The 25024-nt window shown below is 61.9% G+C and carries 20 protein-coding genes; 8 read left to right on the forward strand and 12 right to left on the reverse strand.

The features are described from left to right. Positions 1–381: carbonic anhydrase (locus KBI52_RS20910; protein WP_305797901.1), on the forward strand; the 381-nt coding region annotated here is incomplete at its 5' end. A 69-nt stretch (positions 382–450) separates the two neighbouring features. Here the strand turns inward: KBI52_RS20910 and KBI52_RS20915 are convergent. Continuing rightward, entirely contained in the window at positions 451–717 is a 267-nt protein-coding gene (locus tag KBI52_RS20915; RefSeq protein WP_173947727.1) for a hypothetical protein, read from the reverse strand. A gap of 85 nt (positions 718–802) precedes the next feature. On the opposite strand from KBI52_RS20915, the gene KBI52_RS20920 reads away from it, so the two are divergent. Continuing rightward, a complete protein-coding gene (locus tag KBI52_RS20920; protein WP_210811320.1) occupies positions 803–4924 on the forward strand; it encodes a hypothetical protein in 4122 nt (1373 codons plus the stop codon). 165 nt (positions 4925–5089) lie between these two features. Here KBI52_RS20920 and KBI52_RS20925 read toward each other — a convergent pair whose 3' ends face one another. Together KBI52_RS20925 and KBI52_RS20930 are read right to left on the reverse strand one after the other, a co-directional pair. Next, positions 5090–6121: an aspartate-semialdehyde dehydrogenase gene (locus tag KBI52_RS20925; protein ID WP_173947729.1), complete on the reverse strand. Its 1032-nt coding sequence runs from the start codon at positions 6119–6121 to the stop codon at positions 5090–5092. 263 nt (positions 6122–6384) lie between these two features. Continuing rightward, positions 6385–6867 (reverse strand): GNAT family N-acetyltransferase, encoded by a 483-nt coding sequence (locus tag KBI52_RS20930; protein WP_210811323.1) that lies wholly within the window; start codon positions 6865–6867, stop codon positions 6385–6387. A 119-nt stretch (positions 6868–6986) separates the two neighbouring features. Between KBI52_RS20930 and KBI52_RS20935 the strand changes: the two genes are divergently transcribed. Beyond that, complete coding sequence (locus KBI52_RS20935; RefSeq protein ID WP_210811324.1) at positions 6987–7781, forward strand: hypothetical protein; 795 nt, start codon at positions 6987–6989, stop codon at positions 7779–7781. On the opposite strand, the gene KBI52_RS20940 is transcribed toward KBI52_RS20935, so the two are convergent. Beyond that, positions 7759–8880 carry a sulfite oxidase gene (locus KBI52_RS20940; protein WP_210811329.1) on the reverse strand — a complete coding sequence of 374 codons (1122 nt, stop codon included), beginning with the start codon at positions 8878–8880 and terminating at the stop codon, positions 7759–7761. The two genes, KBI52_RS20935 and KBI52_RS20940, sit on opposite strands and share 23 nt — an antisense overlap. A 141-nt stretch (positions 8881–9021) precedes the next feature. Between KBI52_RS20940 and KBI52_RS20945 the strand changes: the two genes are divergently transcribed. Continuing rightward, positions 9022–9366: a hypothetical protein gene (locus tag KBI52_RS20945; protein WP_210811334.1), complete on the forward strand. Its 345-nt coding sequence runs from the start codon at positions 9022–9024 to the stop codon at positions 9364–9366. Positions 9367–9414: 48 nt separating this feature from the next. Here KBI52_RS20945 and leuB read toward each other — a convergent pair whose 3' ends face one another. From leuB to KBI52_RS20965, 4 genes are all read right to left on the reverse strand, one after another. Continuing rightward, a complete protein-coding gene (gene leuB, locus KBI52_RS20950; RefSeq protein ID WP_210811338.1) occupies positions 9415–10521 on the reverse strand; it encodes a 3-isopropylmalate dehydrogenase in 1107 nt (368 codons plus the stop codon). An 86-nt stretch (positions 10522–10607) separates the two neighbouring features. Then, on the reverse strand, positions 10608–12032 hold the full coding sequence (locus tag KBI52_RS20955) for a bifunctional serine/threonine-protein kinase/universal stress protein (protein WP_210811350.1): 1425 nt from the start codon (positions 12030–12032) through the stop codon (positions 10608–10610). 3 nt (positions 12033–12035) lie between these two features. Then, positions 12036–12776, reverse strand: a complete 741-nt coding sequence (locus tag KBI52_RS20960) for a metallophosphoesterase (RefSeq protein ID WP_210811353.1) — start codon at positions 12774–12776, stop codon at positions 12036–12038. Between the two features lie 68 nt (positions 12777–12844). Continuing rightward, on the reverse strand, positions 12845–14035 hold the full coding sequence (locus KBI52_RS20965) for a lytic murein transglycosylase (RefSeq protein ID WP_173947737.1): 1191 nt from the start codon (positions 14033–14035) through the stop codon (positions 12845–12847). Between the two features lie 82 nt (positions 14036–14117). Here KBI52_RS20965 and KBI52_RS20970 point away from each other — a divergent pair, with 82 nt between their 5' ends. Beyond that, on the forward strand, positions 14118–14858 hold the full coding sequence (locus KBI52_RS20970) for a class I SAM-dependent methyltransferase (RefSeq protein ID WP_173947738.1): 741 nt from the start codon (positions 14118–14120) through the stop codon (positions 14856–14858). 7 nt (positions 14859–14865) lie between these two features. On the opposite strand, the gene leuD is transcribed toward KBI52_RS20970, so the two are convergent. Both leuD and poxB read right to left on the reverse strand, forming a co-directional pair. After that, entirely contained in the window at positions 14866–15468 is a 603-nt protein-coding gene (gene leuD, locus KBI52_RS20975) for a 3-isopropylmalate dehydratase small subunit (RefSeq protein ID WP_210811358.1), read from the reverse strand. Positions 15469–15575: 107 nt separating this feature from the next. Then, positions 15576–17312 carry a ubiquinone-dependent pyruvate dehydrogenase gene (poxB, locus tag KBI52_RS20980; RefSeq protein ID WP_210811361.1) on the reverse strand — a complete coding sequence of 579 codons (1737 nt, stop codon included), beginning with the start codon at positions 17310–17312 and terminating at the stop codon, positions 15576–15578. Between the two features lie 428 nt (positions 17313–17740). Between poxB and KBI52_RS20985 the strand changes: the two genes are divergently transcribed. Beyond that, a complete protein-coding gene (locus KBI52_RS20985) occupies positions 17741–18265 on the forward strand; it encodes a winged helix-turn-helix domain-containing protein (RefSeq protein ID WP_210811363.1) in 525 nt (174 codons plus the stop codon). A 240-nt stretch (positions 18266–18505) separates the two neighbouring features. After that, on the forward strand, positions 18506–18805 hold the full coding sequence (locus KBI52_RS20990) for a transposase (protein WP_371823197.1): 300 nt from the start codon (positions 18506–18508) through the stop codon (positions 18803–18805). A gap of 1275 nt (positions 18806–20080) precedes the next feature. Here the strand turns inward: KBI52_RS20990 and KBI52_RS20995 are convergent. Both KBI52_RS20995 and KBI52_RS21000 read right to left on the reverse strand, forming a co-directional pair. Then, positions 20081–20998 (reverse strand): matrixin family metalloprotease, encoded by a 918-nt coding sequence (locus KBI52_RS20995; protein WP_210811369.1) that lies wholly within the window; start codon positions 20996–20998, stop codon positions 20081–20083. A gap of 22 nt (positions 20999–21020) precedes the next feature. Beyond that, on the reverse strand, positions 21021–22253 hold the full coding sequence (locus KBI52_RS21000; protein WP_210811372.1) for a serine protease: 1233 nt from the start codon (positions 22251–22253) through the stop codon (positions 21021–21023). Positions 22254–22372: 119 nt separating this feature from the next. On the opposite strand from KBI52_RS21000, the gene KBI52_RS21005 reads away from it, so the two are divergent. Next, the gene (locus KBI52_RS21005) at positions 22373–24544 is read left to right on the forward strand and encodes a S8 family serine peptidase (protein ID WP_210811375.1); all 2172 of its coding nucleotides are present in this window, start codon (positions 22373–22375) and stop codon (positions 24542–24544) included. Positions 24545–25024: the final 480 nt, after the last annotated feature.

Raw genomic sequence — 25024 nt, forward strand, 5'->3', positions numbered from 1 at the left:
CTGGGCCATGCCCGCTGCGGCGGCATCCGGGCCTTCGCGGACGAGACCGCCCCCCTGTCGCCGGGCGACTTCATCGGCCGCTGGATGAACCTGATCAAACCCGCGGGCGAGCGCTTGGGGCCTCCCGCCGGCGACCTGGACGAGTACCTGCCGCGCCTGGAACTCGCGGCCATCGAGAACAGCCTCAAGAACCTGATGACTTTCCCGTGCGTCCGCATTCTGGTCGAGCGCGGCAAGCTGCAGTTGCATGGCGCCTATTTCGGGGTCGCGACGGGCGTATTGCTGGTGCGCGATCCGGAGACGGGGGATTTCAAACCGGCGGTCAAGGACATGCCCGAGAAAATCTCCATGTTCACCGCCCGCCAGGTCGACGCGCCCTAGGCGCGTCTGCCATCCGGTCGACAGGGATCCGCTTTCCTCAGCGACCGTTCAGCATTGCCGATTGACGCCCTATGGATATGTAATAACATGTCCATAATCTTTAGGGGGCGTCATGCCGACTTCATTCATTTCCACCGCGCAGACTACCGCGGTCCATATTGGTTCGACATTTGAAACGCTTAATGTCACGCAAAGCGGATCAATCACGGTCAACACCGGCAATGCAGCGGTTACCGGAGAGCCGGGATCGGAGGTCGTTGTCGACGGTTCGATCCGCTCAGCGACCAATGCGATTGATTTTTGGGGATTTGGTTGTGCCATCACCGTCGGCAGCACCGGGACCGTCCGCGGTGGCACAAACGGCATATTCCTAGGGGACGATTCCAACGTAGTCGTCAACAACGGACAGATTTCCGGTTCGTTGGGAATTGCCAACGCTGCCGCCATCCTCCTCGACGGTTCCGACAATCATATTTTAAACAACGGACTTCTGTCGGGCTATTATGGCATCAGCGGCACTGTCGACGCGGTCAACGGTAGCCTCGACCATATCGCCAATACCAGCAGGATCGAGGCAGCCGATACCGGGATTTTCCTCCTGGGAGCGGCGAGTCTCGTTCCTTTAGCCGCATCTCCCGATTCTCCCTATGGCGTGTTCAACAGCGGCACGATCGTAGCCGGCGTCATGGGGATCTATGTCGAGTCCTCCGGCAACGTCACCAATAGCGGCCTGATCCAGGCCGGCAGCTCCGGGGTCACCTTTGCGAGCGGCGATTCCTTCCTGAGCAACACCGGCACCATCGTAGCGCAGACTGCAGTTTTCGGCTCCTTCGACCGGGACACTCTGCTCAATCAAGGGACCATCCAGGGCGACATCCTCCTCAACGAGGGTGACGATCTCTATGACGGACGGACCGGAATGGTGACCGACGTCGTGAACCTGGGCAGAGGCAATGACATCGCCTATGGCGGCAGCGGGATCGAAACTCTCGTCGGCGGCGACGGCAAGGACTCGCTGTTCGGCAATGGCGGCGACGACAGCCTCGTTGGCGGCTTCGGGATCGATTATCTCGACGGCGGCGAAGGCGCCGATCTGATGGTCGGCGGCGAGGGCGATGACACCTTCGTGATTGACGATTCCAACGACGTTGCGATGGAAGCATCCGGTGGCTTTGAAGGGATCGATCTCGTCCGCGCGTCGATCTCTTACGCGCTCGGCGCGAACCTCGAAAACCTCTGGCTGACGGGCGACGACGATCTCACCGGCAAGGGCAACGCACTGGCCAACAGGATTACCGGCAATGCCGGCAGCAACGTGCTCGACGGCGGCGCAGGCGCGGATGAACTCGCCGGCGGCCAGGGCAATGACGTCTACGTCGTGGACCATCAGAACGACCAGGTGACCGAGGCAGCTGGCGAGGGTATCGACACCGTGCGGGCTTCCGTGTCTCACACGCTCGGCAGGAACGTGGAGAACCTCGTCCTCACCGGAGCCGACGACATCGACGGCGCGGGCAATGAACTGGGGGATTCGCTCACCGGAAACGCCGGCAAAAACCGGCTCGACGGCGGTGCAGGCGCGGATCAACTCGCCGGCGGCGATGGCGACGACACCTACATGGTCGATCACGAGGGCGACCTGGTGGCGGAGCGGGCCGGCGAAGGCGCCGACACGGTGCGGGCCTCCGTGTCCTACGCCCTCGGCGCGCATGTGGAGGACCTCGTCCTCACCGGATTCGGCGACATCAGGGGTACCGGCAACGATCTCGCCAACAGGATCACCGGCAATACCGGCCATAACATCCTCGACGGCGGCGCGGGCGCGGACCGGATGGCCGGCGGGGATGGGAACGACACCTATGTCGTGGACGATGCGAACGACCTCGTCGACGAGACATCGGACCAGGGCCTCGATACGGTGCGCGCATCGGTGTCCTACACCCTGGCCAACGATGTCGAGAACCTCGTCCTCACCGGTGCCGGCGACAACGGCGGCACGGGCAACTACCTCGGCAATGCCATCACGGGCAACGGCGGCGCCAACCGCATCGAAGGCGGCGGCGGCGACGACTGGCTCGACGGGGGCGCCGGCCAAGACATCGCGGTGTTTACGGGCCTCCTGGCGGAGTACACGATCACCCGCAATCCCGACGGCACCCTGACGGTCATCGACACGATGGGCGATGCCCGCGACGGGACCGACACCCTGAAGAACATCGAATTCCTGCAATTCCAGGACGGCACGGTGGCGCTGCCGACCCGGGCGCCCGTCGCGCCGGCTGTGCAGGGATCCGTGACCCCGATCAGCGAGAACGCGGCGCCGTTCACGCCCGTTGCGAACGTGAGGAGCCCCGGTCTCGCAGACGGGGGTGCGGTCTATTCGCTGACCGCCAATCCCGGCGGCAAGTTCATGATCGACCCGACGAGCGGCCTGATCAGCCTCGTGGGCGCGGTCGACTACGAATCGGCGGAGGATGTCGACCTGCAGACCGAGATGGTCGGCTCGCTGGTGCGCAAGTTCTACCTTCTCGCCGTCAAGGCCACCGAGACGCTCACCGGCTGGTCCTCAGGATCGACCCCGGTGAAGGTCTACGTGACCGACGTGAACGAGGCCGCGACGGGCCTGTCCTTCACGGACGGGACGACCAAGGCCGCGACCGGCGAGGACGCGCCCGACGGGACGCTCATCGGAGCTCTGCAGGCCCTCGATCCGGAAGGCGATACGGGCCTCGTCTACGCTTTCGACACCACGGGTGCCAACGGGACGAGCGGCGCCGGCAATGCGGGCGGGCGGTTCAAGATCGAGAACGGCCAGCTGAAGGTGGCGGCGCTCACCGACGTGACCAAGACCGAGACCTACACGATCACCTTGAAGGTCACGGACAGGAACGGCGGTCCCGGATCGGTCTCGGCCTACAAGGATTTCCACATCACGGTGAATGCGGCGGGCGACGGGAACACCGCCCCGACGAACCCGACCTTGCAGGGCACAGTCGCGCTGCTCAGCGAGAATGGCGGGCCGGTCGCGACCGTCGCGACGGTGCAATCGACCGATGACGGTTTCGGCGGGACGACAATCCTCTACGACCTCGTCGGCAATCCCGGCAGCCTGTTCTCCATCGACCCCGACACCGGGGTGATTTCCTTCGCGGGCGGCGCCAATTACGAGGCCGCGAGCAGCGGGTTTCAGACCGAGAATGCCGGCGCGCCTGGCGAGAAGAAATACTTCAACGTAGTGGTGCGGGCCCGTGAGAGCGGCCAGGATGGCAAGGTTTCCGGCAACACGACCGTGAAGATCTACCTCGACGACGTGAACGAGCGGCCGACCGGCGCGACCTATGCGGTCAACGTGGCGACGAAGACCACGCAGCCCGGCACCACCCTGGCGACCCTGCAGGGCGTGATCGATCCGGACACGCGGTCGGATTTCCGCACCTACTCCTATGCGCTCGTGAATGCCGACGGCAGCGCCTATGCGGGCAGCGAGTTCTCGATCGACGCCGACGGCAACGTGAAGGTCGGCACGGGCGGGCTGCGCGACGTGGCCGGTTCGACCGTCGTCCCGGTTTATGTCAAGATCACCGATCAGAAGGATGCGTCCCTGTCCGTGATCCAGCAGGTCGACCTGACGATCGGATCGGTCAACCACGCCCCGACCGACGTCACCCTGACGAACAAGACGATCCGGGAGTTGTCGTCCGCGGGCGATTTCGTCGGCAGCCTCGGCGCGGCCGACCCGGATGCGGGCGACACGTTCACCTACGAGCTCGTGGATACCGCCGGCGGCCGTTTCAAGATCGTCAACGGCCACGATCTCGTGGTGGACAACGGCTTCCGGCTCGATTTCGAGCAGGCGCCCGCCCACACGATCAAGGTGCGCGTGACGGACAAGGCCGGGGCGTCCTCTGTCAAGGACCTCACCATCGGCGTCATCGACTGGAATCCCGAAACCACGCCCGGCTCCGCCGCCGATGACGTGTTCTACGGCGGTGCGCTCGCGGACTCACTCTCGGGCAGCCTCGGCAACGACCGGCTGGTCGGCGGAGCGGGTGCCGACATCCTCAAGGGCGATGGCGGCAATGACATCCTCTCGGGAGGCGCCGGCAAGGACAAGCTCTACGGCAGCACCAGCGCGACCAAGGGCCTCAAGGATGCCGACGTCTTCCTCTTCGACACCGACCTGAAGAACAACAGAGCCGAAGCGAACAGGCACAAGGACATCGTCTACGGCTTCGAGCACAAGAAGGATGCCATCTGGCTCGACGGCGACGTCTTCAGGCCGAAGGCGTTCATGAGTCTGGACAAGAAGGGCGGCGACGTGAAGGCCCAGAAGATCGGCAAGGCCTATGTGGCCCTCGGCAGTGCGAAGGACGCAAACGACTACATCATCATCAAGAAGATCGGAGCCAAGAAGGCGCAGATCCTCTTCGACCCGGATGGCAGCGGCCGCAAGGCCGCCGTCGAGATCGCGACGATCAATTACGAGCCCAATGCGAAGAAGATGGGCGGAGCGCTCGACCACACCGACTTCTTCATCATCTGATCGCGGGCTCTTCACGATGGAAGAGCCTCCGCCAGGCCTGCCGGATGGGACGGGAGGCCGCCGTCGGGAGGGCTGCCGGCGTGACAAGAGCCGCTGTCGCATCCGACAGCGGCTCTTTGCGTTCATGCATGAGGCCGCGACGCGGCGCGTCCGGCCTCCAGGGGCTCAGGCCGCCTGCTTCTTGGGCTTCAGCAGGCCGCGATTGGCCATGGCCTCGGCGATCTGCACGGCGTTCAGGGCCGCGCCCTTGCGCAGGTTGTCGGACACGCACCAGAAGGACAGGCCGTTCTCGACGGTGATGTCCTCGCGGATCCGCGAGATGTAGGTGGCGTCCTCGCCGGCCGCCTCGTGGGGCGTGATGTAGCCGCCGGGCTCGCGCTTATCGACCACCATGATGCCGGGGGCGGCCCGCAGGATGTCGCGCGCCTCGTCGGCCGTGATCGGCTTCTCGAATTCGACGTTCACCGCCTCCGAGTGGCTGATGAAGACCGGCACGCGCACGCAGGTGGCCGTGAGCTTGATCTTCGGGTCGAGAATCTTCTTGGTCTCGGCCGTCATCTTCCACTCTTCCTTCGTGTACCCGTCCTCCATGAACACGTCGATGTGCGGGATCAGGTTGAAGGCGATGCGCTTGGGAAACTTCTTCTCCTGCACGTCCTGGAGCGAGTAGAGCGCCTTGGTCTGACGGTCGAGCTCGTCCATGCCGTCCTTGCCGGCACCGGAGACCGACTGATAGGTGGCCACCACCACGCGCGTGATGGTGGCGGCGTCATGGAGCGGCTTGAGGGCCACGACGAGCTGGGCCGTGGAGCAGTTCGGGTTGGCGATGATGCCCTTCTTCATGTCGCGCAACGCCTCGGCATTCACCTCGGGCACCACGAGCGGCACGTCGGCGTCGTAGCGCCAGGCGGATGAATTGTCGATCACGACCGCGCCTTGGGCTGCGATCTTCGGCGACCACTCCTTGGAGACCTCGCCGCCCGCCGACATGAGGCAGATATCGACATCGGAGAAATCATAGGTGTCGAGAGCCTTCGTCTTGAGCGTCTTGTCGCCGTAGGAGACTTCCGACCCCTGGCTGCGGCGGGAGGCCAGCGCCACCACCTCATCGGCCGGAAAGGCCCGTTCGGCGAGGATGCTCAGCATCTCGCGGCCCACATTGCCGGTCGCACCGACGACGGCGATCTTGAAACCCATATGACTTCTCCTGTTGCGGCTCTCCCCGGAAAACTTGAAAACCCTGCTCGGGTGCTGCCTCTCGCCCCGTGGGAGAGAGGACCGGGGACGACGAGGCTTATTCGGCTGTTTTCACAGCCGTCGTGGCGGTTTTCGTTTTGCTCGTCGTCTGAGTGAGCAGCGCCATTGCCATCGTCCATCCGAAAGCCTGAAGGCGGCTTTGGTGCCGCCAGAAACACACCAAAGTCGCGCTTCCGTCAAGCGTTTCCTTGGGCTCAGTGCGTTCAGTCGCCCGTCAGCACATCGGTCGAGAGGTTGAACCGGTAGAAGACCTTGTCCATCCGCTCGGCTCCGAGGCGCTCGTAGAACGCCTGCGCGCCCGTGTTGGTGCCATCCGTGGTGAGGTCGATTCGGGTGAGACCCTGCGCTCGGGCATGATCCGCCAGCCAGCGCATCAGCAGGGCGCCGACCGCTTGGCCACGCGCAGGTTCGGCGACGAAGAGCTCCTTGACGAAGAGAAGGCCGGTGAGCCTGAAGCCGGGCCGCAGGATGGCGAAGCAGGCAAGGCCCACGGCCTGCCCATCCCGGACCGCGAGGGCATAGCGCGTGCCCTCCGCCTCCCGCATGGAGCGCTCGACCATCGCCAGGGTCGGCTCGAGGGGCCGGGCCGCTTCCGGGCCGCCGTAATGCAGGTCGAGCGCCCGGACCAGGGCCGCGACCTTGGCGGCATCCTCCAGGGTGGCGAGGCGGACGACGGTCTGGGGCATGGGGCGGCTCGGGGTGTTAAGCTTTGATTGACCCTGCTTAGCAAAACCTTTCGAACCCTGGCCAGTGTCACGGTAGAACATGGGGATGACGGGATCAGCAGGGTTGATGGGTTCAAACGATGCCGCGGGCGGTCTATGCCGAATGGGACGAGGATGACGTCACCGACTGGGTCGACGAACGCCCCTCCCGTCGACTCCGCCGGAAGTCCCTGCCCTGGCTGCGCATGGTCCTGATCTCGACCTGCACCATCGCGGGCCTCGTCTATGTCGCGCTGGAACAGGAGCAGAATGTCACGCCGGCCGAGCGGCGGAGGGCGGTTCCGTCCTCGGTGCTGGTCGCCCCGGCACCGGCCTGGAAGGCCCTGCCCTCCTCCCCGTCCGTTTATGCCCTGGCAGGAATCTCCGGTCCCGTCGTGTCCGAAGCGCGCGAGCATGCGGATGGAGCCCGGGAAGATACCCTGACCGTCGGGCGCTTCGGCGATTTCCGGTATGCGCAGTTGGCTCTCGTCCAGGGACCGGCCGAATCTCCGGGAAGTTTCTACATCGACACGGTCCGGCGGGCGGCCCGCTCGGGCCTTGCGGTCGCGCATCTGGGTCAGAGCCGCATGATCGCAACCAAATTCGGCTCGATGGAAGCCGCTCCCATGACCCTGGCGAACAAGGGCGAGCAGAGCTGCCTGGCCTTCCGGTTTTCCGATCCGGCGGCCATGTTCGGCTTCCAGGGCTGGCTGTGCGGCTCCACGGCTCCCGACGATGGGCCGCTCGCCTGCTTCATCGACGGCATCGCCCTGACCGGCAGCAGCAATCCGTCCCTGAAGGCCGTCTTCGCCCAGGCCGAGCGCGGCCGAGCCGACCCGTGCGGGCCTGGGGCTCGCACCGCCCCGGGAGCCGTCAGGCCTCCGGCCCGACCATGATTGCTACCCGGTGCATGACGTTGCAGCCGTAGCCGTTGGGATTCCATCCAGCAGCCCGGAAGGGCTGGCTACGACCCCTCGAGTCCGTCGCCCGCGCGAAGATCTCGTAATAGCCGTCGCCCGGCAGCGTCAGCGTGGCTTGCCAGCGCACCCAGTCGTAGCGGTTGCGCGGGGGCGTCATGGCGGTCTCGATCCAGGTCGCACCGCCGTCGAGGGTGACTTCGACCCGCGCCACCTCGTCGTCGCCCGCCCAGGCGGCGCCCCGGACCGCGATGGAGCGCGTGCCCTCGGGATAGCGGCGGCCGTCGGCGGGCGCCGTGACGATGCTGCGCACGGGCATCGATTCGAGGATTCGGGTCTGCACCCCCGTGCCGTCCGAACCGGGCGCCAGAGGCCGGACCGGCAGGCGGTAGGACAGGCCGGTCATGCCCGGACCGTCGTGTTCCCGGTCGCGGATCCACATCCGCGTGAGCCATTTCTGGCTCAGCGAGCCGGGCCAGCCCGGCACGACGAGGCGCAAGGGACCACCATGGATGAAAGGGAGCGGCTCGCCGTTCATGGCCCAGACGAGCAGGGTGTGCTCCTCCAGGGCCTTGGCGATCGGCACGCCACGGGACATGGCCTGCCGCTCACGGCTGCCGTGCCTGTCCGGATCGGCGCCGAAATGACCCGTGAAGCATGCCGTGTCCGTGAGCCCTGCCGCGTGCAGGACGTCGCCGAGCGAGACACCGGTCCATTCCGCGCAGCCGATGCCGCCATGGGTCCAGGAATTTCCCTCCGCGGCGGGCTCGAAGAAGGACCGGCCGTTGCCGCCGCATTCGAGCACCATGCGGAACGTCTTGTGCGGGAAGCGGCTCTTCAGGTCCGCGACCGTCAGGCGGAGCGGGCGCCCGACCTCCCCGTCGACGACGACGCTCCAGGCCTCGGGGTCGGCCGTCGGATCGGGCAGCAATCCGTTGTTGCGGATGAAGAAGCGCGCGACCGGCGTCGTCTCGTCGTCGAGAAGCTCTTCGGGCGTTTCGGCCACCACCGGGGTGTCGCTCAGCAGGCTCAAGCCCTCCTTGCCTGAGAGATCGAAACCCGCCTTCCTATCCTGCATCGGCTGCTGTCCTTGTCACCTTGTGTGAAATGTCACGCTTCGTCGGAACCAATCTCAGGGGGGCGGCCTTGTTTCGATATCATCGCACACGATGATCGCGCACAGCACAAGGCACTGAGCGCCGTTCTTGGAGGATTACCCATGCGCCGCTTCGCATTGTTGGGTTTGATATCATTGGCTGCGCTTACGTCCGTCTCAGTGGTGGCGGAAGCGCAGACCAGAAACCGTCCTCTCGTTCTCCGGGTTCAACCGCGCAGCTTCCTTGATCCGGGACCGGTCGTGCCGGTCGGCTCGATCAATCCGGGCTATACCGGCTATGGGCAGGCGCAGTCCTATCTGCTGAGCCCGCCCTATGCTCCCGCCGGCGCGGGATTCGGCGTTGCCACTCTGCCGGATCCGATCACCAACGGGCCCTTCGTCGGCTCCCGCAATCCGTTCCCCATGTTCGGCGGTCCGGACGTCGAGGCGACGGGCTCGATCCGCTGAATTCTCCGCCGAGACGAAGGCCCCGGGCGTGGCCCGGGGCTTTTGCCGTTACGACTGGGCTTCGAGCTCCCTGACGATGGCATCGCCCACATCCTGCGTGCCCACCGCGTTGGCGCCGGGAGCCGCGATGTCCTTCGTGCGGGTGCCGGAGGCGAGCACGTTGGCGATGGCCCGGTCCAGGCGATCCGCCTCGTCGAGGAGGCCGAAGGAATAGCGCAAGGCCATGCCGAAGGAGCCGATCATGGCGATCGGATTGGCCAGTCCCTTGCCGGCGATGTCCGGGGCGGAGCCGTGCACGGGCTCGTAGAGCGCCTTGCGCTGGCCGGTCACCGGATCCTCGGCCCCCAGGGAGGCGGAGGGCAGCATGCCGAGCGAACCGGTGAGCATCGCGGCGATGTCCGACAGGATGTCGCCGAACAGGTTGTCGGTGACGATCACGTCGAACTGCTTGGGCCAGCGCACGAGCTGCATGGCGCAGTTGTCGGCGAGCACATGCTCCAACTCGACGTCGGAGAACTCGGCCTTGTGGATGCGGGTGACGACCTGGCGCCAGAACACGCCGGTCTTCATCACGTTCATCTTCTCGGCCGAGGAGACCTTGTTGCGGCGCTTCCTGGCGAGATCGAACGCGACGCGCGCGATGCGCTCCACCTCGTGGGTATGATAGAGCTGCGTGTCGACGGCGCGCTGGGAGCCGTCCTCGAGGGTCACGATCTCCTTCGGCTCGCCGAAATAGACGCCGCCGGTGAGCTCGCGCACGATCATGATGTCGAGGCCTTCCACCACCTCGCGCTTGAGCGAGGAGGCATCGGCCAGCGCCGGATAGCAGATCGCCGGGCGAAGGTTGGCGAAGAGGCCGAGGTCCTTGCGCAGGCGCAGCAGGCCCGCCTCGGGGCGCACCGCGTAGGGCACGCTGTCCCATTTCGGGCCGCCCACCGCGCCGAAGAGCACCGCGTCGGCCTCCTGCGCACGGTTCATGGCGGCATCCGAGATCGCCGCCCCATGGGCATCGTAGGCCGAGCCGCCGACGAGATCGGTCTCGGTCTCGAAGCCCAGCCCCCGCTTGCGGAACCAGCCCACAATCTTCTCGACCTCGCGCATGACCTCCGGCCCGATGCCGTCGCCAGGGAGAAGGAGGAGCTTGTGCGTTGCCATGGGAAGACCCCTGTTCTGTCGTGATCAAATGCAGGGCCCTTAAAGAGCCGAATGCGCGGCTTGGCAAGCTCTCGTCGTGTTGGCCGTTAGGCGGAGGCGGCTCCCCCGTCCTCGGCCCGTCGGTCTTTCGGGGTCCTGACGACGGTGACCGAACAGGGGGCCTCCGCGACGACGCGGGACGAGACGCTCCCCAGGTAGCGGCGCAGGGCGGATGAGGCCCGGGCGCCGATCACGATATGGTCGACGTTGTTGTGCCGCGCGTAATCCACGAGGGCGGCGGCCGGATCGGGCGCTTCCAGCACGCTGTAGGTGATCCGATCCGACGGGATCTGGAGCGAGCCGCCCCAGTGCCGGAGCTGCACCAGGCGCTGGACGTGGAGGCTCCTCCCCTCCTCGTCCTCCAGGATGTCGACGGCGATGCGCGAGGTCTTCAGGACGTTGACGCAGGCAATGCGCGCCTCGCCCTCGATGGACAGGATGCCGCCGATCATCATGCGCTGGGCTTCGGCGAGATCCTCGCTGCCCGGTGACAGATCGATGGCCACCAGCACGATGGGGGCCCGGGACAGCTGCCCGGCGATGTTCGGTGCCTCGAGCGGCTGCGCCCGGCGGGCCTTGAGCCAGCGCCGGAACGTCTTCACGCCGCTGTCGCGTTCGAGCCGTCCGGCCCGTTCGGTGAGCCGCACCTGGTCCGGGTTCTCGAGATCGAGGGCGAGCTGAGCGGCCGTGGCGTAGCGCTCGTCCGGGTCGACCTCCAGGCAGCGCAGGATGATCTCCTGCAGCCACGGTGGACATTCCGGGTTGAGCGCCCGCGGCGGCACCGGATCGCGCCAGAGGCGGCGGCGGATCTGGCCGCCGCGCGGATTGCCGAAAGGACGTTCCCCGGTGGCGAAGAAATACAGCATCACGCCGAGCGCGAAGAGATCGCTGCGGGGATCGGCCCGATCCTGCAGCACCTGTTCCGGCGCCATGTAGGGCGTGGTGCCGAACGGCTCGCGAAATTCCTCGGCCAGAAGGTCGGGCAGGCGTTCGTGCCGGGCGAAACCGTAATCAATGAGAACGGCCTCGCCGGTCTCGCGGATCATCACGTTGCTCGGCTTGATGTCGAGATGGATCACGTGCTGGAGATGCAGGTCGTGCAGGGCGCGCGCCACCGTCGCGCCGATCGCGACGACCTCGGGCCAGGGCAGCGGAACCTGGTCGAGCCGCGCCTTCAGCGACTGTCCGGGAATCCGCTCCATGACGATGTAGGGCATGGGATCGAGCGGACCCGTGGCGACAAAGCGCGGCACATGCGGGCCGGCGAGGCGCGGCATGATCATCTGCTCGGTCTCGAAGCACACGATGGGCAGCGGGTCGTCGCTGTCGATCAGCATCGGAACCTTCATGATCAGCGGCGTCGAATCGTCTTCCCGGGTGACGGCCCAGAGCTGCGCCATGCCGCCGGTGCCCAGATTTTCCTGGAGGGTGAAACCGTCGATCACCTGGCCGCGATGCAGGCGCCAGCGCATCCGTCAGCGACCCTGTTCGAGACGCAGCGCCAGCTTCTCCGGCAGGCCGGCCTCGCGCACCTTCCGGGCGGCTGTGGCCGTGTCGTAGGGCACGCGCAGGTAGCGCAGGGTCTGCCGCGCGGTATCGAAGACCGCGTAATTCGCCGCCGCCACCCCGTCCCGCGGCTGCCCGACGGCGCCGATGACCGCCAGCCAGGTGCGGGTCGGCAGGAGCGGAATGTCGTTGTTGGCCACGGGGGTGAAGGTGCCGACCTTGGCGGTCGTGCTCATGTGATAGAGCATCGGCACATGCACATGCCCGCAGAAGGTGATGTGGGCATCGACCCGGCTGAAATGCCGGATCGCCTCCATGGGCCCGGCCATGTAGTCCCAGGTGCGAGGCGCGTAGCCGTTGGCGTGGACATAGAGGACGCTGCCCTCCTCGTGGGTGAGGGGAAGGTCCGCCAGGAAGCGCCGCTGCTCCATGCCGAGCTGGTTGCGGGTCCAGCGGATCGCCTCCTGGGCAACGCTGTTCATGTCTTCGTCGGAGCCGTCGATGGCCGCGTCGTGATTGCCCAGGAGCGCCACGGCGCCCTGGTCCACGAGGCCGCGGACCGTATCGACCACCCAGGCCGGATCGGCCCCGTAGCCCACGTAATCGCCGAGAAAGATCAGGCGGTCGACACGGAGCAGGCGTGCATGGGCGAGACAGGCCGACAGGGCCTCGCGGTTGCCGTGGATATCCGTGAGAAGGGCGATGAGCATGGAGTCAGTACAACTCCAAACCCAGCGCCACTGCAACTAGCTGATGATGGCCATTGGGGTGAGCAAGCCTACCCCCGGAGCGCTTGCAGCACCTTGCCGCCGGGCCGGCCGCGCGGCTCGAGGCCGATGCGGCGCTCCACGTCCTTGATGGCCTCGCGGGTCTTGGCGCCGATCTTGCCGTCCGGCTCGCCCACGTCGTAGCCGCGGGCGGTCAGGAGCTGCTGCAGCTCGCGGCGCTGGGCGCGCGAGAGCGGCGGATCGTCGGTCGGCCAGGCGGTCTGGATGCCGGGCTGGCCCTTGAGGCGGTCGCCGAGCAGCGCGATGGCGAGCCCGTAGGATTCCGCCGCGTTGTAGGAATAGACCGCATCGAAATTCTTGGTGACCAGGAAGGCCGGGCCGTTGATGCCCGCCGGGATGATGATGCCGGCCGCGTAACTGCCCGAGAGCGGACGTCCGTCGACGCGCCGCACCCCCATGGCCGCCCAGGTGGCGAGCGGCTTCTTGTTCTTGCGCCCGGCGAGGTTCGCGTTGAAGCCTTCCGGCAGGCGCACCTCGTAGCCCCAGGGCAGGCCGTTCACCCAGCCGGCCTTCTTGAGGAAGTTGGCCGTCGAATGCACCGCGTCCGGCACGGAGGTCATGATGTCCCGGTGCCCGTCCCCGTCGCCGTCGACGGCGAGGCGCTGAAAGGTCGACGGCATGAACTGGGTGTGGCCGAAGGCCCCGGCCCAAGAGCCGCGCAGGTTCGCCGGGTTGATGTCCCCGTCCTGGACGATCTTCAGGGTCGCCATCAGTTCGCCCTTGAAATACTCGTTCCGGCGCGGCGCGTAGCAGACCAGGGTCGTCAGCGACTGGATCAGCGGCCTTCCGCCGATATCCTTGCCGAAATTGGATTCCACGCCCCAGACGCCCGCGATGGCATGGCGATCCACTCCGAAACGCGCCTCGGCCGCAGCCAGCGCCTGCCCCCATTGGCGCATGGCGGTGCGGCCGTCCTGCACCCGCTCCTCGTCGACGAGCGCCGAGAGATAGTCCCAGATCGGCGTCTTGAACTCGGGCTGGTTGCTCATGAGGTCGAGGATCGTCAGATCCGGCGCGACACCGCGGGTCGCGGCGTCGAACGCCTGGCCCGAAATGCCCTTGGCGGCCGCCTGGCCGCGGAGCGATGCGAGGCAGGAGCCGAAATCCGCCTGGGCGACGGCCGGTGTCGCAGCGGCAAAGCCGGCGAGAGCGAAGAGAGCGGGGGCGATAAGGTTCTTCATGCTCGCGAACTTGCAGGCAATTTGGTTAATCTTATGGAAACGGGGCCTTAAACCGAGGCCACACGAAAGCGTGAGGGGAGCGATGGGCGACCAGCAGGACGACACCCGGCTCATGGCACGACGGTCCTATTCCACGTTCGCGGACCGCTACTCCGCCCTCGCGCCGATGAAGCCGCATAACGGCCTCTACGAGCGCCCTGCGACGTTGAACCTGCTGGGAGACGTGGAGGGGCTGCGCGTGCTCGATGCAGCCTGCGGGCCTGGGATCAACAGCGAGATCCTGGCTCGGCGGGGAGCAACGATCCACGGCTTCGACATCACGCCGGAGATGATCGATCTGGCCCGGCAGCGCTGCGATGGACTGCCGGCGGAGTTCAGGGTCGCCGACCTGACGGAGCCGCTCGGCTGGCTCGGGGGATCATCCTTCGACAAGATCCTCTGCGCCCTGGCCCTCGATTATGTGGAGGACCTGACGCCGGTTCTGCGGGAACTCAGACGGGCCTGCCGCCCGGGAGGCACCCTGGCCTTCTCCATGGCTCACCCGATGGCCGACTGGATGCATCCCGAGATCCGCCAGGAGAGCATCTATTACGAACGGTCCCGGTTCGGGATGCATTGGACGGGCTTCGGCGAGCCCCGCCCCTATGTCGAAGCGTATCGGCGTCCCTTGGCCGACATCATGAACGGGCTGGTGGAGGCGGGCTGGGTTTTCGACCGGCTCGTCGAACCCAAGCCCCTGCCGGAGATGAAGGAGGTGTCGGAGCGCCTCTACGAGCAGTTGTCGCGCGCCCCGGCCTTCATCTGCGTGAGGGCGCGCTGCTGAACCCGACTTAAGCCCAGGCGCGCTCGGCGAGCTTCTTTTCGAAGCTGTCGATGGCCGCGCCCTTTTCCATGGTCAGGCCGATGCCGTCGAGGCCGTTGAGCAGGCAGTGCTTCTTGAACGGGTCGATGTCGAAAGTGACCGAACCGCCGTCCGGCCCGCGGATCTCCTGTTTCTCCAAATCGACGGTCAGGGTAGCGTTGGCGCCGCGCTCCGCGTCGTCGAAGAGCTTTTCCAGGTCCTCCGGCGAGACCTTGATCGGCAGGATGCCGTTCTGGAAGCAGTTGTTGTAGAAGATGTCGGCGAAGCTGGTGGAGATCACGCAGCGGATGCCGAAGTCGAGCAGTGCCCAGGGGGCGTGCTCGCGGGAGGAGCCGCAGCCGAAGTTATCGCCCGCCACCAGAATTTGGGCATTGCGATAGGCCGGCTGGTTGAGGACGAAGTCCGGGTTCTCGGAGCCGTCCTCACGGTAGCGCATCTCGGAGAAGAGGCCCGTGCCGAGCCCCGTGCGCTTGATCGTCTTCAGGTACTGCTTGGGGATGATCATATCGGTGTCGATATTGATGATCCGCAGCGGCGCCGCGACGCTTTCCAGCACGGTGAACTTGTCCATGGTCCTCACATCCCTTCAGGCGGCCATGCAGCCGCTGTCCCGTGCCTCATATCAAAGGCTTTCAGGAACGGCTAGGCCAACGATCGTCGCGGCGGGCGGAAACCTCCTCAGCGCCAGAGGTTCGTCCGGGCCAGGTCATAGACCTCGTCGGCGCGGCCGTTCAGCACCGCCTTCACCATGTAGAGGGTGAAGCCCTTCGCCATGTCGAGGGTGACCGAGGGCGGCATGGCGAGCTCCGTCCGGTTCACCACCGCGTCGACCAGGACCGGCCCGTCATGGGCCAGGGCGGCGGCGATCCCCTCGTCCACCTCGGCCGGATCCTCGAGCCTGATGCCGCGGATGCCGACGGCCTCAGCCATGGCGGCGAAATTCGGGTTCCGGAGCTCCGTGCCGAAATCGAGGAAGCCGGTGGATTTCTGCTCGAGTTCGACGAAGCCCAGCGTGCCGTTGTTGAACACCACGACCTTCACGGGAAGGCGCTGCTGCGTCAGGGTGAGGAGATCCCCCATCAGCATGGAGAAGCCGCCATCGCCCGACAGGGAGATCACCTGCCGGCCCGGAAAAGCCGCCTGGGCGCCGATGCCCTGGGCCATCGCGTTGGCCATCGAGCCGTGCCAGAACGACCCGACGAGGCGCCGCCGTCCGTTCATGGCGAGATAGCGGGCCGCCCAGACGACGGGAAGGCCCACGTCGCAGCTGAACACGGCATCGTCCGCCGCCTGGTCGCTGATCGCCTTGGCGACCTGCTGCGGATGGATCGGCCGCCGGCCCGGGGTTCCGGCCGCGAGTTCGTCGAGCGCCTGGCGCGCTTTCGCGTAATGCTCGCGCGCCCGGGCGAGATGCGTGCCGTCGGTCTTCCGATCGAGCCGGGGCAGCAGGGCCGTCAGGGTGGCGCGGACATCGCCGACCACGCCCACATCAACCGCGGCGCGGCGGCCGATATTCTCGCCCCGCAGGTCCACCTGCGCGATGCGGACCCCCGCATCCTCCGGGTAGAACTGACGATAGGGAAAGTCGGTGCCGAGCATCAGCAGGACGTTGCAGTCGCGCATGGCGTAGTAGCCGGACGAGAAGCCGATCAGCCCAGTCATGCCGACATCGTAGGGGTTGTCCCACTCCACATGCTCCTTGCCGCGCATGGCGTGCACCATGGGGGCCTGCAGGCGCTCGCCCAGAGCCAGCAATGCGTCATGCGCGCCCGCACATCCCGCCCCGCACAGGATCGTGATGCGGTCGCCGCCGTTGAGGAGCTCGGCGAGGCGATCGAGATCGTCCGGCCCCGGGGTGACGACAGGCGCCTGCGGCAGCAGCCCGGCGGGCTTGGCCGGAGGCGCCGCGGCGGCCGGCTGCAGGGCGACGTCGCCGGGGATCACCAGCACCGACGCGCCGCGCTTCACCGTCGCCTCCCGGATGGCGATCTCGAGCATGCGAGGCATCTGGTGGGCGCTCGAGACCAGCTCGCAGTAATGGCTGCATTCCCGGAACAGGGTCTCCGGGTGGGTCTCCTGAAAGTAGCCGCTGCCGATCTCGGGCGAGGGAATATGGGCCGCGATGGCCAGCACCGGCACGCGTGAGCGGTGGCAGTCGAACAGCCCGTTGATGAGATGGAGATTGCCCGGCCCGCAGCTCCCGGCGCAGACCGCAAGCGCGCCCGTCAGATGCGCCTCGGCGCCGGCCGCGAAGGCCGCGACCTCCTCGTGCCGGACGTGGATCCACTCCATGTCGTCCCGGCGGCGGATCGCGTCCGTCAGACCGTTGAGGCTGTCGCCGACGATGCCGTACACGCGTCTGACACCCGCAGCCGCCAGGATCTCGACGAATTGTTCGGCCACCGTCTTCGCCATGAAGCCTCTCCTGGTTGGGGACGGCCCGCATCCGAGCGGGCGAGCCAGCTTGTCCTCGGGTAGGGCTTAATCTGGCGTAGCGTCCAGCGGTTGCCAGCCTGCTGTCCAAACTCGCAAAAGCTGCGTTAGTACAAGAATTTTTCTCTTTAAATAATAGTCACTTAGCACGATACCCCTCTCATAGACGTGCGTCTTCTTTGCCTAAAAGCTGAGTCATTCGTCCAAGAGATGCGTAAATGATGAGTGGCTTGGCAGTCCTCCTACCGCCATAATTCGAAAGCGTGAAGAGATAGAGGCCTTGAGAAGGGTTGCTCTGCGAAGCTCGAGTTTCATTTTTATACCCGTCCACTGAAATGCTGACTCGAATTCGCGGTGGTGTGCCTGACGTGGTTCACTGAGGAGCGGGGGCGCTGTTGATAGAGATCAGCATGGCCGGGCTCCAGATCCGCCAGGACTACCCGCCATCCAACCTGCGCACGCGTGCAACTCATGAGAAGAACTGCCGAGCTGCTCTGCGGCTTCTGGTGATTGCCAATGCGCTGGAGGGCATGACCCGAGCCGAAGCCGCCCAGCTCGCCGGCATGGAGCGCCAGGCCCTGCACGATGCCATCCAGCGCTTCAATGTTGAGGGTCCTGACGGCATGCACGACCGGCCTCTCACTGGCCGCCCGGAACAGCTCACTCCGGGTCAGCAGGCTGCGCTCAAGGCACATATCCTGCGCGGACCTGAGCCGGAGCGTGGTGGGGTGAGCGCCTGGCGCTTGGTCGATCTGTGTGACTATGTCGAGCAAACCTATGGCGTCAGCTATAGCCAGTGGAGTCTCTCCGGCGTGCTCAAGCGCCCCGGCCTCTCGCGTCAGAAGACCCGGCCCTCGCACCCGAAGGGCGACCCGGCCGCGCAGGCGGCGTTCAAAAAAGCAGCTCCCATCCAGGGTGCAGGCCCTCGCAGCTGAGCATCCCGAGCACTCTTTCCAGCTCTGGTGCCAGGACGAGGCGCGCTTTGGCTAGAAGGGTCGGACCACACGGGTCTAGTACGAACGCGGGGTGCGCCCGCCGGGTGTGGTCGATCAGCGCTATAAGAGCCTGTATGTGTTTGCCGCCTGCCGTCCCGGCACGGATGAGACTTTCGCCTTGGCTCTGCCGCGAGCGGATGCAGGCACAATGGAGGTGTTTCTGGAGCACTTGCCCGGCAGCTGGCGCCAAGCATGCACGCGGTGTTGATCCTGGATCAGGCAGGCTGGCACGATGAGCGGGCCTTGCACGTGCCCACCAGCATCACTCTGCTGCCGCTGCCTTCCGCCTCACCCCAACTGAACCCGGTGGAGCGTGTCTGGCTGTACTTGCGCGAGCGGTATCTCTCGCACCGTGTGCTGGACGACTATGGGGCTGTACTCGATGCAGTCTGCCGTGCCTGGAACAAGCTCGTCGACGAGAAGGGCCGGCTCACAACCCTCACGGCTTACCCGGACCTCATCGCGTCGGAACTTCCGTGAACGGGTATTATCCGCCCCGACATGGCGCTCAGTACATAAGTGAAGCGCCGAGCCGCCGTTTGAGCCTGATTCAGGCTGGCTCAGATAGTGCAGCGTTTCTTACATTCTCAACTTTCGCTCACTGAAAGCGAAGGAGATGCAGCTACACACTTACACTGTAGTTCAGTAGGCGCAGCAATTCCTTCCGCAGGGATAGAACCCGGTTGGGCAAGCGCTCGAGGGCGTTGAAATCAAGCAAGTGCTGATCAGCAAGGCTAATAGAAGAAGCGTTTTCATTGCTAAGATACTCCGGAGATCATCACACACTATTGCCATTCTCAGTTTTAAGGGAAATTGCACCCCGACGCCAGAGCTGTTTAAGGAGAACCGCAGCACCAATCTGCTTCGACCTGTAGTTCGGATTCCAGTGCCGATCGCGATCGTAACCGCCAGGACGGCCGATGTTGCTGAAGTTCCAAAGATAGCTGGATGGCAAGCCGAACCTACGGTACCCAAACCCATTGAACGTTTCTAATCGCCATAGCGTACGCTCAAGTGTCCAAGAGTTTCTATCTAGGTAAGCTAGATTATCAACCTCAAGGGCATCCCTCGCACTAGCGATCTAGGCCGAAACGGGCTCCCAAGGACGTGGAGGCCACGGCACCAGCTTCTTGGGCCTCCCGCTAGGAACCTGGCGCGTGATTCTGATAAGAGGATCTCCATTATGAAGATGGCCCTGAAAGTTTGCGCTAGCCTCTCGAAAGTGAAGAATTGCCACAACAAACCAGGGGACCGCTGTGATCTTATCAACCGCAACATACTGATCCCGGTTTCGTGATCTTACAAAGAAATCAGCCCAACGCTCAATCTCGGTTGAACGCTCGCGGATGGGCTCACAAGCTTGAAATTGCTGATAGTAAACTGGTGCTGCATGTTCAAACCTAAGTCTTCTTCCTGGAATTCGCCTTCGCGGGATCGCTCTATGCAACTCACTAAGCAGAGCGCCGCTATCGAGAGAAAGCCCGCGCATCGCCTCCTGGTCCACGCCGCGCTCCACTGCTGCCGATGTAATTGTCGCCAATAACAGGATCTGTTGCTCAGGGTTCGTAAGTCCTGCGCTTGCCGAGTTTGAATCGAGTAATCCCGCACTAACAGCACGGGACGCAATCTCGGTTAAGCGCTGTTGATTTACTTCCGAAGACGTTGCTGCCATTGAAGGGCGGCATACGAGGGCTGCACCACAGACCCCCAGAAAAGATCTCCGATCCATATAGCGCCTCCTCAAAGCAGGAACATTTAATTAGAATAATACTTCTTATGGTCCGCTTTATCTTTTTTTGAGAGTGTAAATGCAGGTGAGCCACCGCCTCCGCATAGATAGTGCATTACAGATTCAGAATCATATGAACTCAGTGCCTTCCAGTTTCTGTCTTCGGCCTTATTATAGTATTCACATCCTGGAACTCCTGCCACGAAGGCATGCCGGTACCCAAGAATGTGTCCAATCTCGTGTCTAAAGATGCCAACGGGATCATATCCGTTCGGCTCGAAATATGATGGCCCAACCAAAAGATACCGCGAGAATTTCGGATCAGTCGGAAAGAATGCGAGTGCCAAGAAATCTAACATCTTTGCGTCATACCTAATAATGAAGGTAACTTTATCGAGAGATGGGTTCATGTCGAACTCGGGCCGATGAGTAATCGAGAGTCCACAATTACAATTGTCAGTCCAAGCCGGAACCGCCTTGCGAAAATTTTCCTTTACTCTTGTATAGTCACTTGCGGAAAACGTCTTCCTATCTATTGCATATGTGAGTTTTCGATTTTGCTTGTCCCACTTTGCAAGGGTTTCTCCTTTCGTCATCACAATCAACTCGTCGGAAGATCTCCGTGTCACGGGCGTATGATCGGAGCCTGAAGCATAAGCGGCAGCATAAGACTTCAATATTCCGCTTAGTTGCTTCTCTGTTAGGCGCAAGTCACCCTCAAGTATGTAGTACACTCCACCAGCTTCAGCACCGAGATCAACTTTTGGCAATCGTTCCAAGAATTCTTTATAAAGTGGATGAGCGGGGTCAAGGTTAGCTGCCGCGATGTAGTCATCTTGCCCTATCTGCGCTTTAAGTTTCTCTTGTGCAGAAGCGATGCCCAACATCGACGAGAGAGGCATTAAACCGAAAGCGAGCCAAAAAATTTTCAAACCCGATTTCATCGCACGTATCCAGATGGCAAGCTTAGCAAATCGATGGGATTTCCTCAGAATCTAACTTATGCTTGCAGGCGTGGGAAACGACTTCATCAATCCATACAGCGCGATTCAACCGACGCACAACTTCGCATTTATCGTTTAATTCAAATCCTGCGAGATGGACTGCGACCAGTGCGCCGCTTGCGGCACTAAATACAGGTGCGCCTGACGATCCAGGATCGGAGTCGCAATCATGGTCCATCCGAACCTGACCAATGCTTTCGGCTTTGATGTGACAGTTACTGCTCACAAGCTTTGTTTCAGAGCGAGCATGGTGAATCATGAAGATGGCAGAGGGGGTGCGCGACTTGGTGGTCTTCACTGAGCGCGGAAAACTCTTTACTCCCAACCCACCGACAATTGGCTTTAGCCGGACAATTGCGTAATCAAGGCTTGGACTTCCCGCTATCACTTTATCGCAAGCGAACTGAGTGCGTGTTGTTCCATTGTCCCAAGTAAAATCCACGAGGCAGTTTTCTCGTACCTCACTTTGCCAAAAATTTGACGGCAGATCCCAGCTTGCCCCCCCACAATGCCATGCGGTCAGAAAAAGCCCTTGAGCAATGAGTGATCCGGTACAAGACCAGTTGCGTGTCTGCTGTTTCGTTGGGTCGACCGAGCCTGTCACCATCATTCCGACAGAGTCTGCAGCCTGTCTCTCAAGAACACTTCCATCCGTATATGGATCTCGCCAGTCGGGTTGAGGACCCTTGGAAGAAAAGAAGTTCAGATTCTTGGCTTGTCCGGAATATGCGACTGCGCCGTTTACCTTTATATCGCCTGATATCGGTGATGATGAGACTAGTTCTAAGCGGACGACTGGCGATTGAAGCCTACCGGTCCAAATCGTCCGTCGTCCTGAATTGCTTTCAAACTCGCTCTTGCGCAGGTTCAGCATTGGTCTGCCGCGGCCATCCCTGATGATCAATAGCCAATCCGCACCCACAACTGTCGTGTCGGTTATTTGCAAACGCCATCCAACAATATTTGCTAAAGCGTAATCCGAGGGATCTATGGTTTTGATTTGGACCGCGGAACTTAGGATCTGAGAAGGATCGATCCATGTACCAAAGCTGGACGCCGCCTCGGCGCTTGGACAAGCCGCCTGCGCCGGCAGACACTCTAAGGTGAATACGAAACAGATCGATAGCCGCGTCAGACGATTAGACGCTATGGCTAGCACTGCAAAAGTGGAGCGAAGAAAACGAGGTTTCTTCATAGCAAGCCCCATGCAAAGCAACAGGGATAGTCAAGATTCCCTCTACGAGGTGAGATTGTCAAGTTACGCAATTGGGAGTAGTTTTGTGAGAGAGCGCTCAAATTTGCGGAGGTCAACTGATGGCCAGCCACAACACCGCGTTTGCTCGGATAAGCCTCCTTTCAATTGCTGCCTTGTGCTTGCACTTTACAGCGGCTTCTACGTTGGCGCAGGACGCCAGAGAACATGTGCCGCATTCATCTAGTAGTTCTGCAGTTAAAATAACGATGGACGGCGGAGAGGTTACAAAAAATCTTGCATTCGCGTTAAACAAAGCGATAGAAGCTGGTATATCTCTCCCGACAAAAGAGCTTAAGCTTGAGCGCGGCGATACAGTATGCTCCATTTTGCGGAAGAATGGCTATATACCGCCTTGCGATCCTATGCGCGAGATTGTTGCAAAACTAAATTCGACAAGTCCCAATGCCTTAGATCAGCTAATGGTTGGCCAAATCATAAAAATACCGGATCTTAGTATTTCCCGAGAACGTAGTTCAAAGACAGTATATTGGACACGAGATGCGGAAAAATTCCTTGACGGCATAGTTAAAAACTGGACTCGACTCGATCCGAGGGTCGATAAGGAGCCAGAAAAGAATTCAGCTGCGTTCATAGAGTATGATCGTTATTCGACTATAATCCCAGTACCAGATGCTGATAAAGCAATCTTGTATGGGAGAGAAATGCGGGAAGCAGAGAAGAAAAATCTGGTGGTTGATGTTCGGCTTCATGACCTTGATGGTTTTGAACCGTATAGTAGCTCTCCAGCAAAGCCTAAAGATACGCCGCAGGTGAAGCATATCGAACTCTTGAATTCCAGTATTATCGAACAGGCGTGCGAGAGCGGTGCACTGTGGAAGCCAGATGTCAAATATATTGATTATGTTGAGACTGATCGCGATGCGGACGAGTTTTACAGCAAAATAATGCTTTCGACGACACCCAGACCTCATATTCCTCGTATAATAATAATGGACTATCCGATCCGTGGATCAGGTAATATAGCTTCAGTTGTCGAAGGTTTGGAGTTGCCAGCTATAGAAGGTCAAGGCCCGACTGAAACAGGATCCAAATTCGCGTGTAAGTGGACGGACTTTCAAGAGGAGCACAACCACGCTAACCTTTTAGCAAGCATAATAGCAAGCCAAGAGAATAGCGGGTTCCTTGGAACGTGGCCATGGGCATTGCTCAAATCATATGATCTCAAGAAGAGTCTAAATACCGGCCAGATCTCTGAAGATGTCGCGAAGTATCTCGAAGAGAGGAAAAATAGGAAGATGGAAATCTTTCTATTTGCTAATGGGATGCGGGATCCTGTGTACAAAGAAGCAAACTATCCGAAAAGTAGTATCAGGTTTACCAATTCGGCTGGGAATTACATCAACAAAATACATAGCTTCTTCGTTGTTGCAGCAGGAGAGCCAAAGAAAGACAACGAAGAATCAAAGGAACTTTCTCCATTTCTCTCACTGTTTCCCCAGAATATGGGTGATCAAGCCAACGTACTCGTTGTGACTGCCTGCCATAGTTGCAAGCGGGGAAAAGCAACTATAATGGCTAATTCTAATTACAGTTCTCCGTCAACGGACGTGCCGTTTGTTCATGTGGCTGCCCCTGGCGGGGCGCCCGTCTTTGGTTGGCTTGGTCCAAACGAGATTGGCTCCGCTCCAGGAACTTCGCAAGCCGCCGCCTTCGTCGCTGGTGTGGCGGCTGGCATGCTTTCGATGTACCCAACTACGTATACCAAGCCACCGGAACTAAAATTTAGGCTTCAAATTTGCTCGTGGCCGCTTCGACGCTATCTCTCAGATGGTTCCTTTAATAGCGATTTACCTAAGTTGGCAGCTGGTGTGGTGGATCCGAAGATCTGCTTGTTTGATCCCAAGCTGACATGGATCAAGGATAGAGGTGGCGGGTGGCGTAGCATTAAAGTCAAGGGATGGTCGCCTGAGACTCGATTTGGAGCTAACCCAGCGAGTCCAACATTGCCACCACACGAGGTTCTTAGAGCCATTCGTTTCAATAAAGGTGATGAGTCGTCCGAATGGCGGATTTATTCAATCAAAAAGGTCGACGGGGCGGGTGGTGGATTCGAAGGAACAGGGTTGGGGTCAGTGAAGCAATTGCTCGACGTAAAACCCTCGCCGGAGACAGCCTTACTTTCCTGCGGCGGTGTCGCAAACATCAAAATTAGTGACATCGACGACATTATCGTCCCGAGTGGAGGTTTCAATGAAGACAGTTGTCGCTAGGGATGCTTGCAAAATTACTTCGTTGCATACAGCTGGCATTAGATGCACTGCATTAATGTTCGTTTGTGTTGCCTTAAGTGGCTGTGTGACGGCGTCTAGCATCCCGGGGGACGACGTTGATTCTGCTCGAGGCAAGATGCTAAAAGGCTGTGGTTACTATGCCGATGCCGAGCCAATCCGTGTTATTTTGGCAAAGGGTATACCATACCTGAGCACGGTAGATGCCATAGTTGGGGCGGTCTGCAACAGCGTTCGCCGCTCCGCGGCAGGTGGACTGGTCGCTCCTCCGATTGTAGGCGGTGTGCCTGTGACTGGTCACTTCTAAATATGAGCGAGTGCAAACAACCCGATTGCGCTCCCTAATCGTAAGCGTCTACGTGCTTCCGCTCGGCTTGGTGTCCTTGGTTGGCTCAATTCCTGCGGGAAACCTGGACAGATCGGCAGCAGAGACACCGATTTGATTCACAATGGTGCTCGGAA

The organism is Microvirga sp. HBU67558 (assembly GCF_018069605.1).
Classification (GTDB): Bacteria; Pseudomonadota; Alphaproteobacteria; order Rhizobiales; family Beijerinckiaceae; genus Microvirga; species Microvirga terrae.

Coding starts and splice junctions, on each gene's coding strand:
- KBI52_RS20985 (WP_210811363.1), top strand. CDS start 17,741: ATGGCCGGGCTCCAGATCCGCCAGGACTACCCGCCATCCAACCTGCGC.
- KBI52_RS20945 (WP_210811334.1), top strand. CDS start 9,022: ATGCGCCGCTTCGCATTGTTGGGTTTGATATCATTGGCTGCGCTTACG.
- KBI52_RS20930 (WP_210811323.1), bottom strand. CDS start 6,867: ATGCCCCAGACCGTCGTCCGCCTCGCCACCCTGGAGGATGCCGCCAAG.
- KBI52_RS20925 (WP_173947729.1), bottom strand. CDS start 6,121: ATGGGTTTCAAGATCGCCGTCGTCGGTGCGACCGGCAATGTGGGCCGC.
- KBI52_RS20960 (WP_210811353.1), bottom strand. CDS start 12,776: ATGCTCATCGCCCTTCTCACGGATATCCACGGCAACCGCGAGGCCCTG.
- leuB (WP_210811338.1), bottom strand. CDS start 10,521: ATGGCAACGCACAAGCTCCTCCTTCTCCCTGGCGACGGCATCGGGCCG.
- KBI52_RS20940 (WP_210811329.1), bottom strand. CDS start 8,880: ATGCAGGATAGGAAGGCGGGTTTCGATCTCTCAGGCAAGGAGGGCTTG.
- KBI52_RS20965 (WP_173947737.1), bottom strand. CDS start 14,035: ATGAAGAACCTTATCGCCCCCGCTCTCTTCGCTCTCGCCGGCTTTGCC.
- leuD (WP_210811358.1), bottom strand. CDS start 15,468: ATGGACAAGTTCACCGTGCTGGAAAGCGTCGCGGCGCCGCTGCGGATC.
- poxB (WP_210811361.1), bottom strand. CDS start 17,312: ATGGCGAAGACGGTGGCCGAACAATTCGTCGAGATCCTGGCGGCTGCG.
- KBI52_RS21000 (WP_210811372.1), bottom strand. CDS start 22,253: ATGAAGAAACCTCGTTTTCTTCGCTCCACTTTTGCAGTGCTAGCCATA.
- KBI52_RS20995 (WP_210811369.1), bottom strand. CDS start 20,998: ATGAAATCGGGTTTGAAAATTTTTTGGCTCGCTTTCGGTTTAATGCCT.
- KBI52_RS20955 (WP_210811350.1), bottom strand. CDS start 12,032: ATGCGCTGGCGCCTGCATCGCGGCCAGGTGATCGACGGTTTCACCCTC.
- KBI52_RS20970 (WP_173947738.1), top strand. CDS start 14,118: ATGGGCGACCAGCAGGACGACACCCGGCTCATGGCACGACGGTCCTAT.
- KBI52_RS21005 (WP_210811375.1), top strand. CDS start 22,373: ATGGCCAGCCACAACACCGCGTTTGCTCGGATAAGCCTCCTTTCAATT.
- KBI52_RS20935 (WP_210811324.1), top strand. CDS start 6,987: ATGCCGCGGGCGGTCTATGCCGAATGGGACGAGGATGACGTCACCGAC.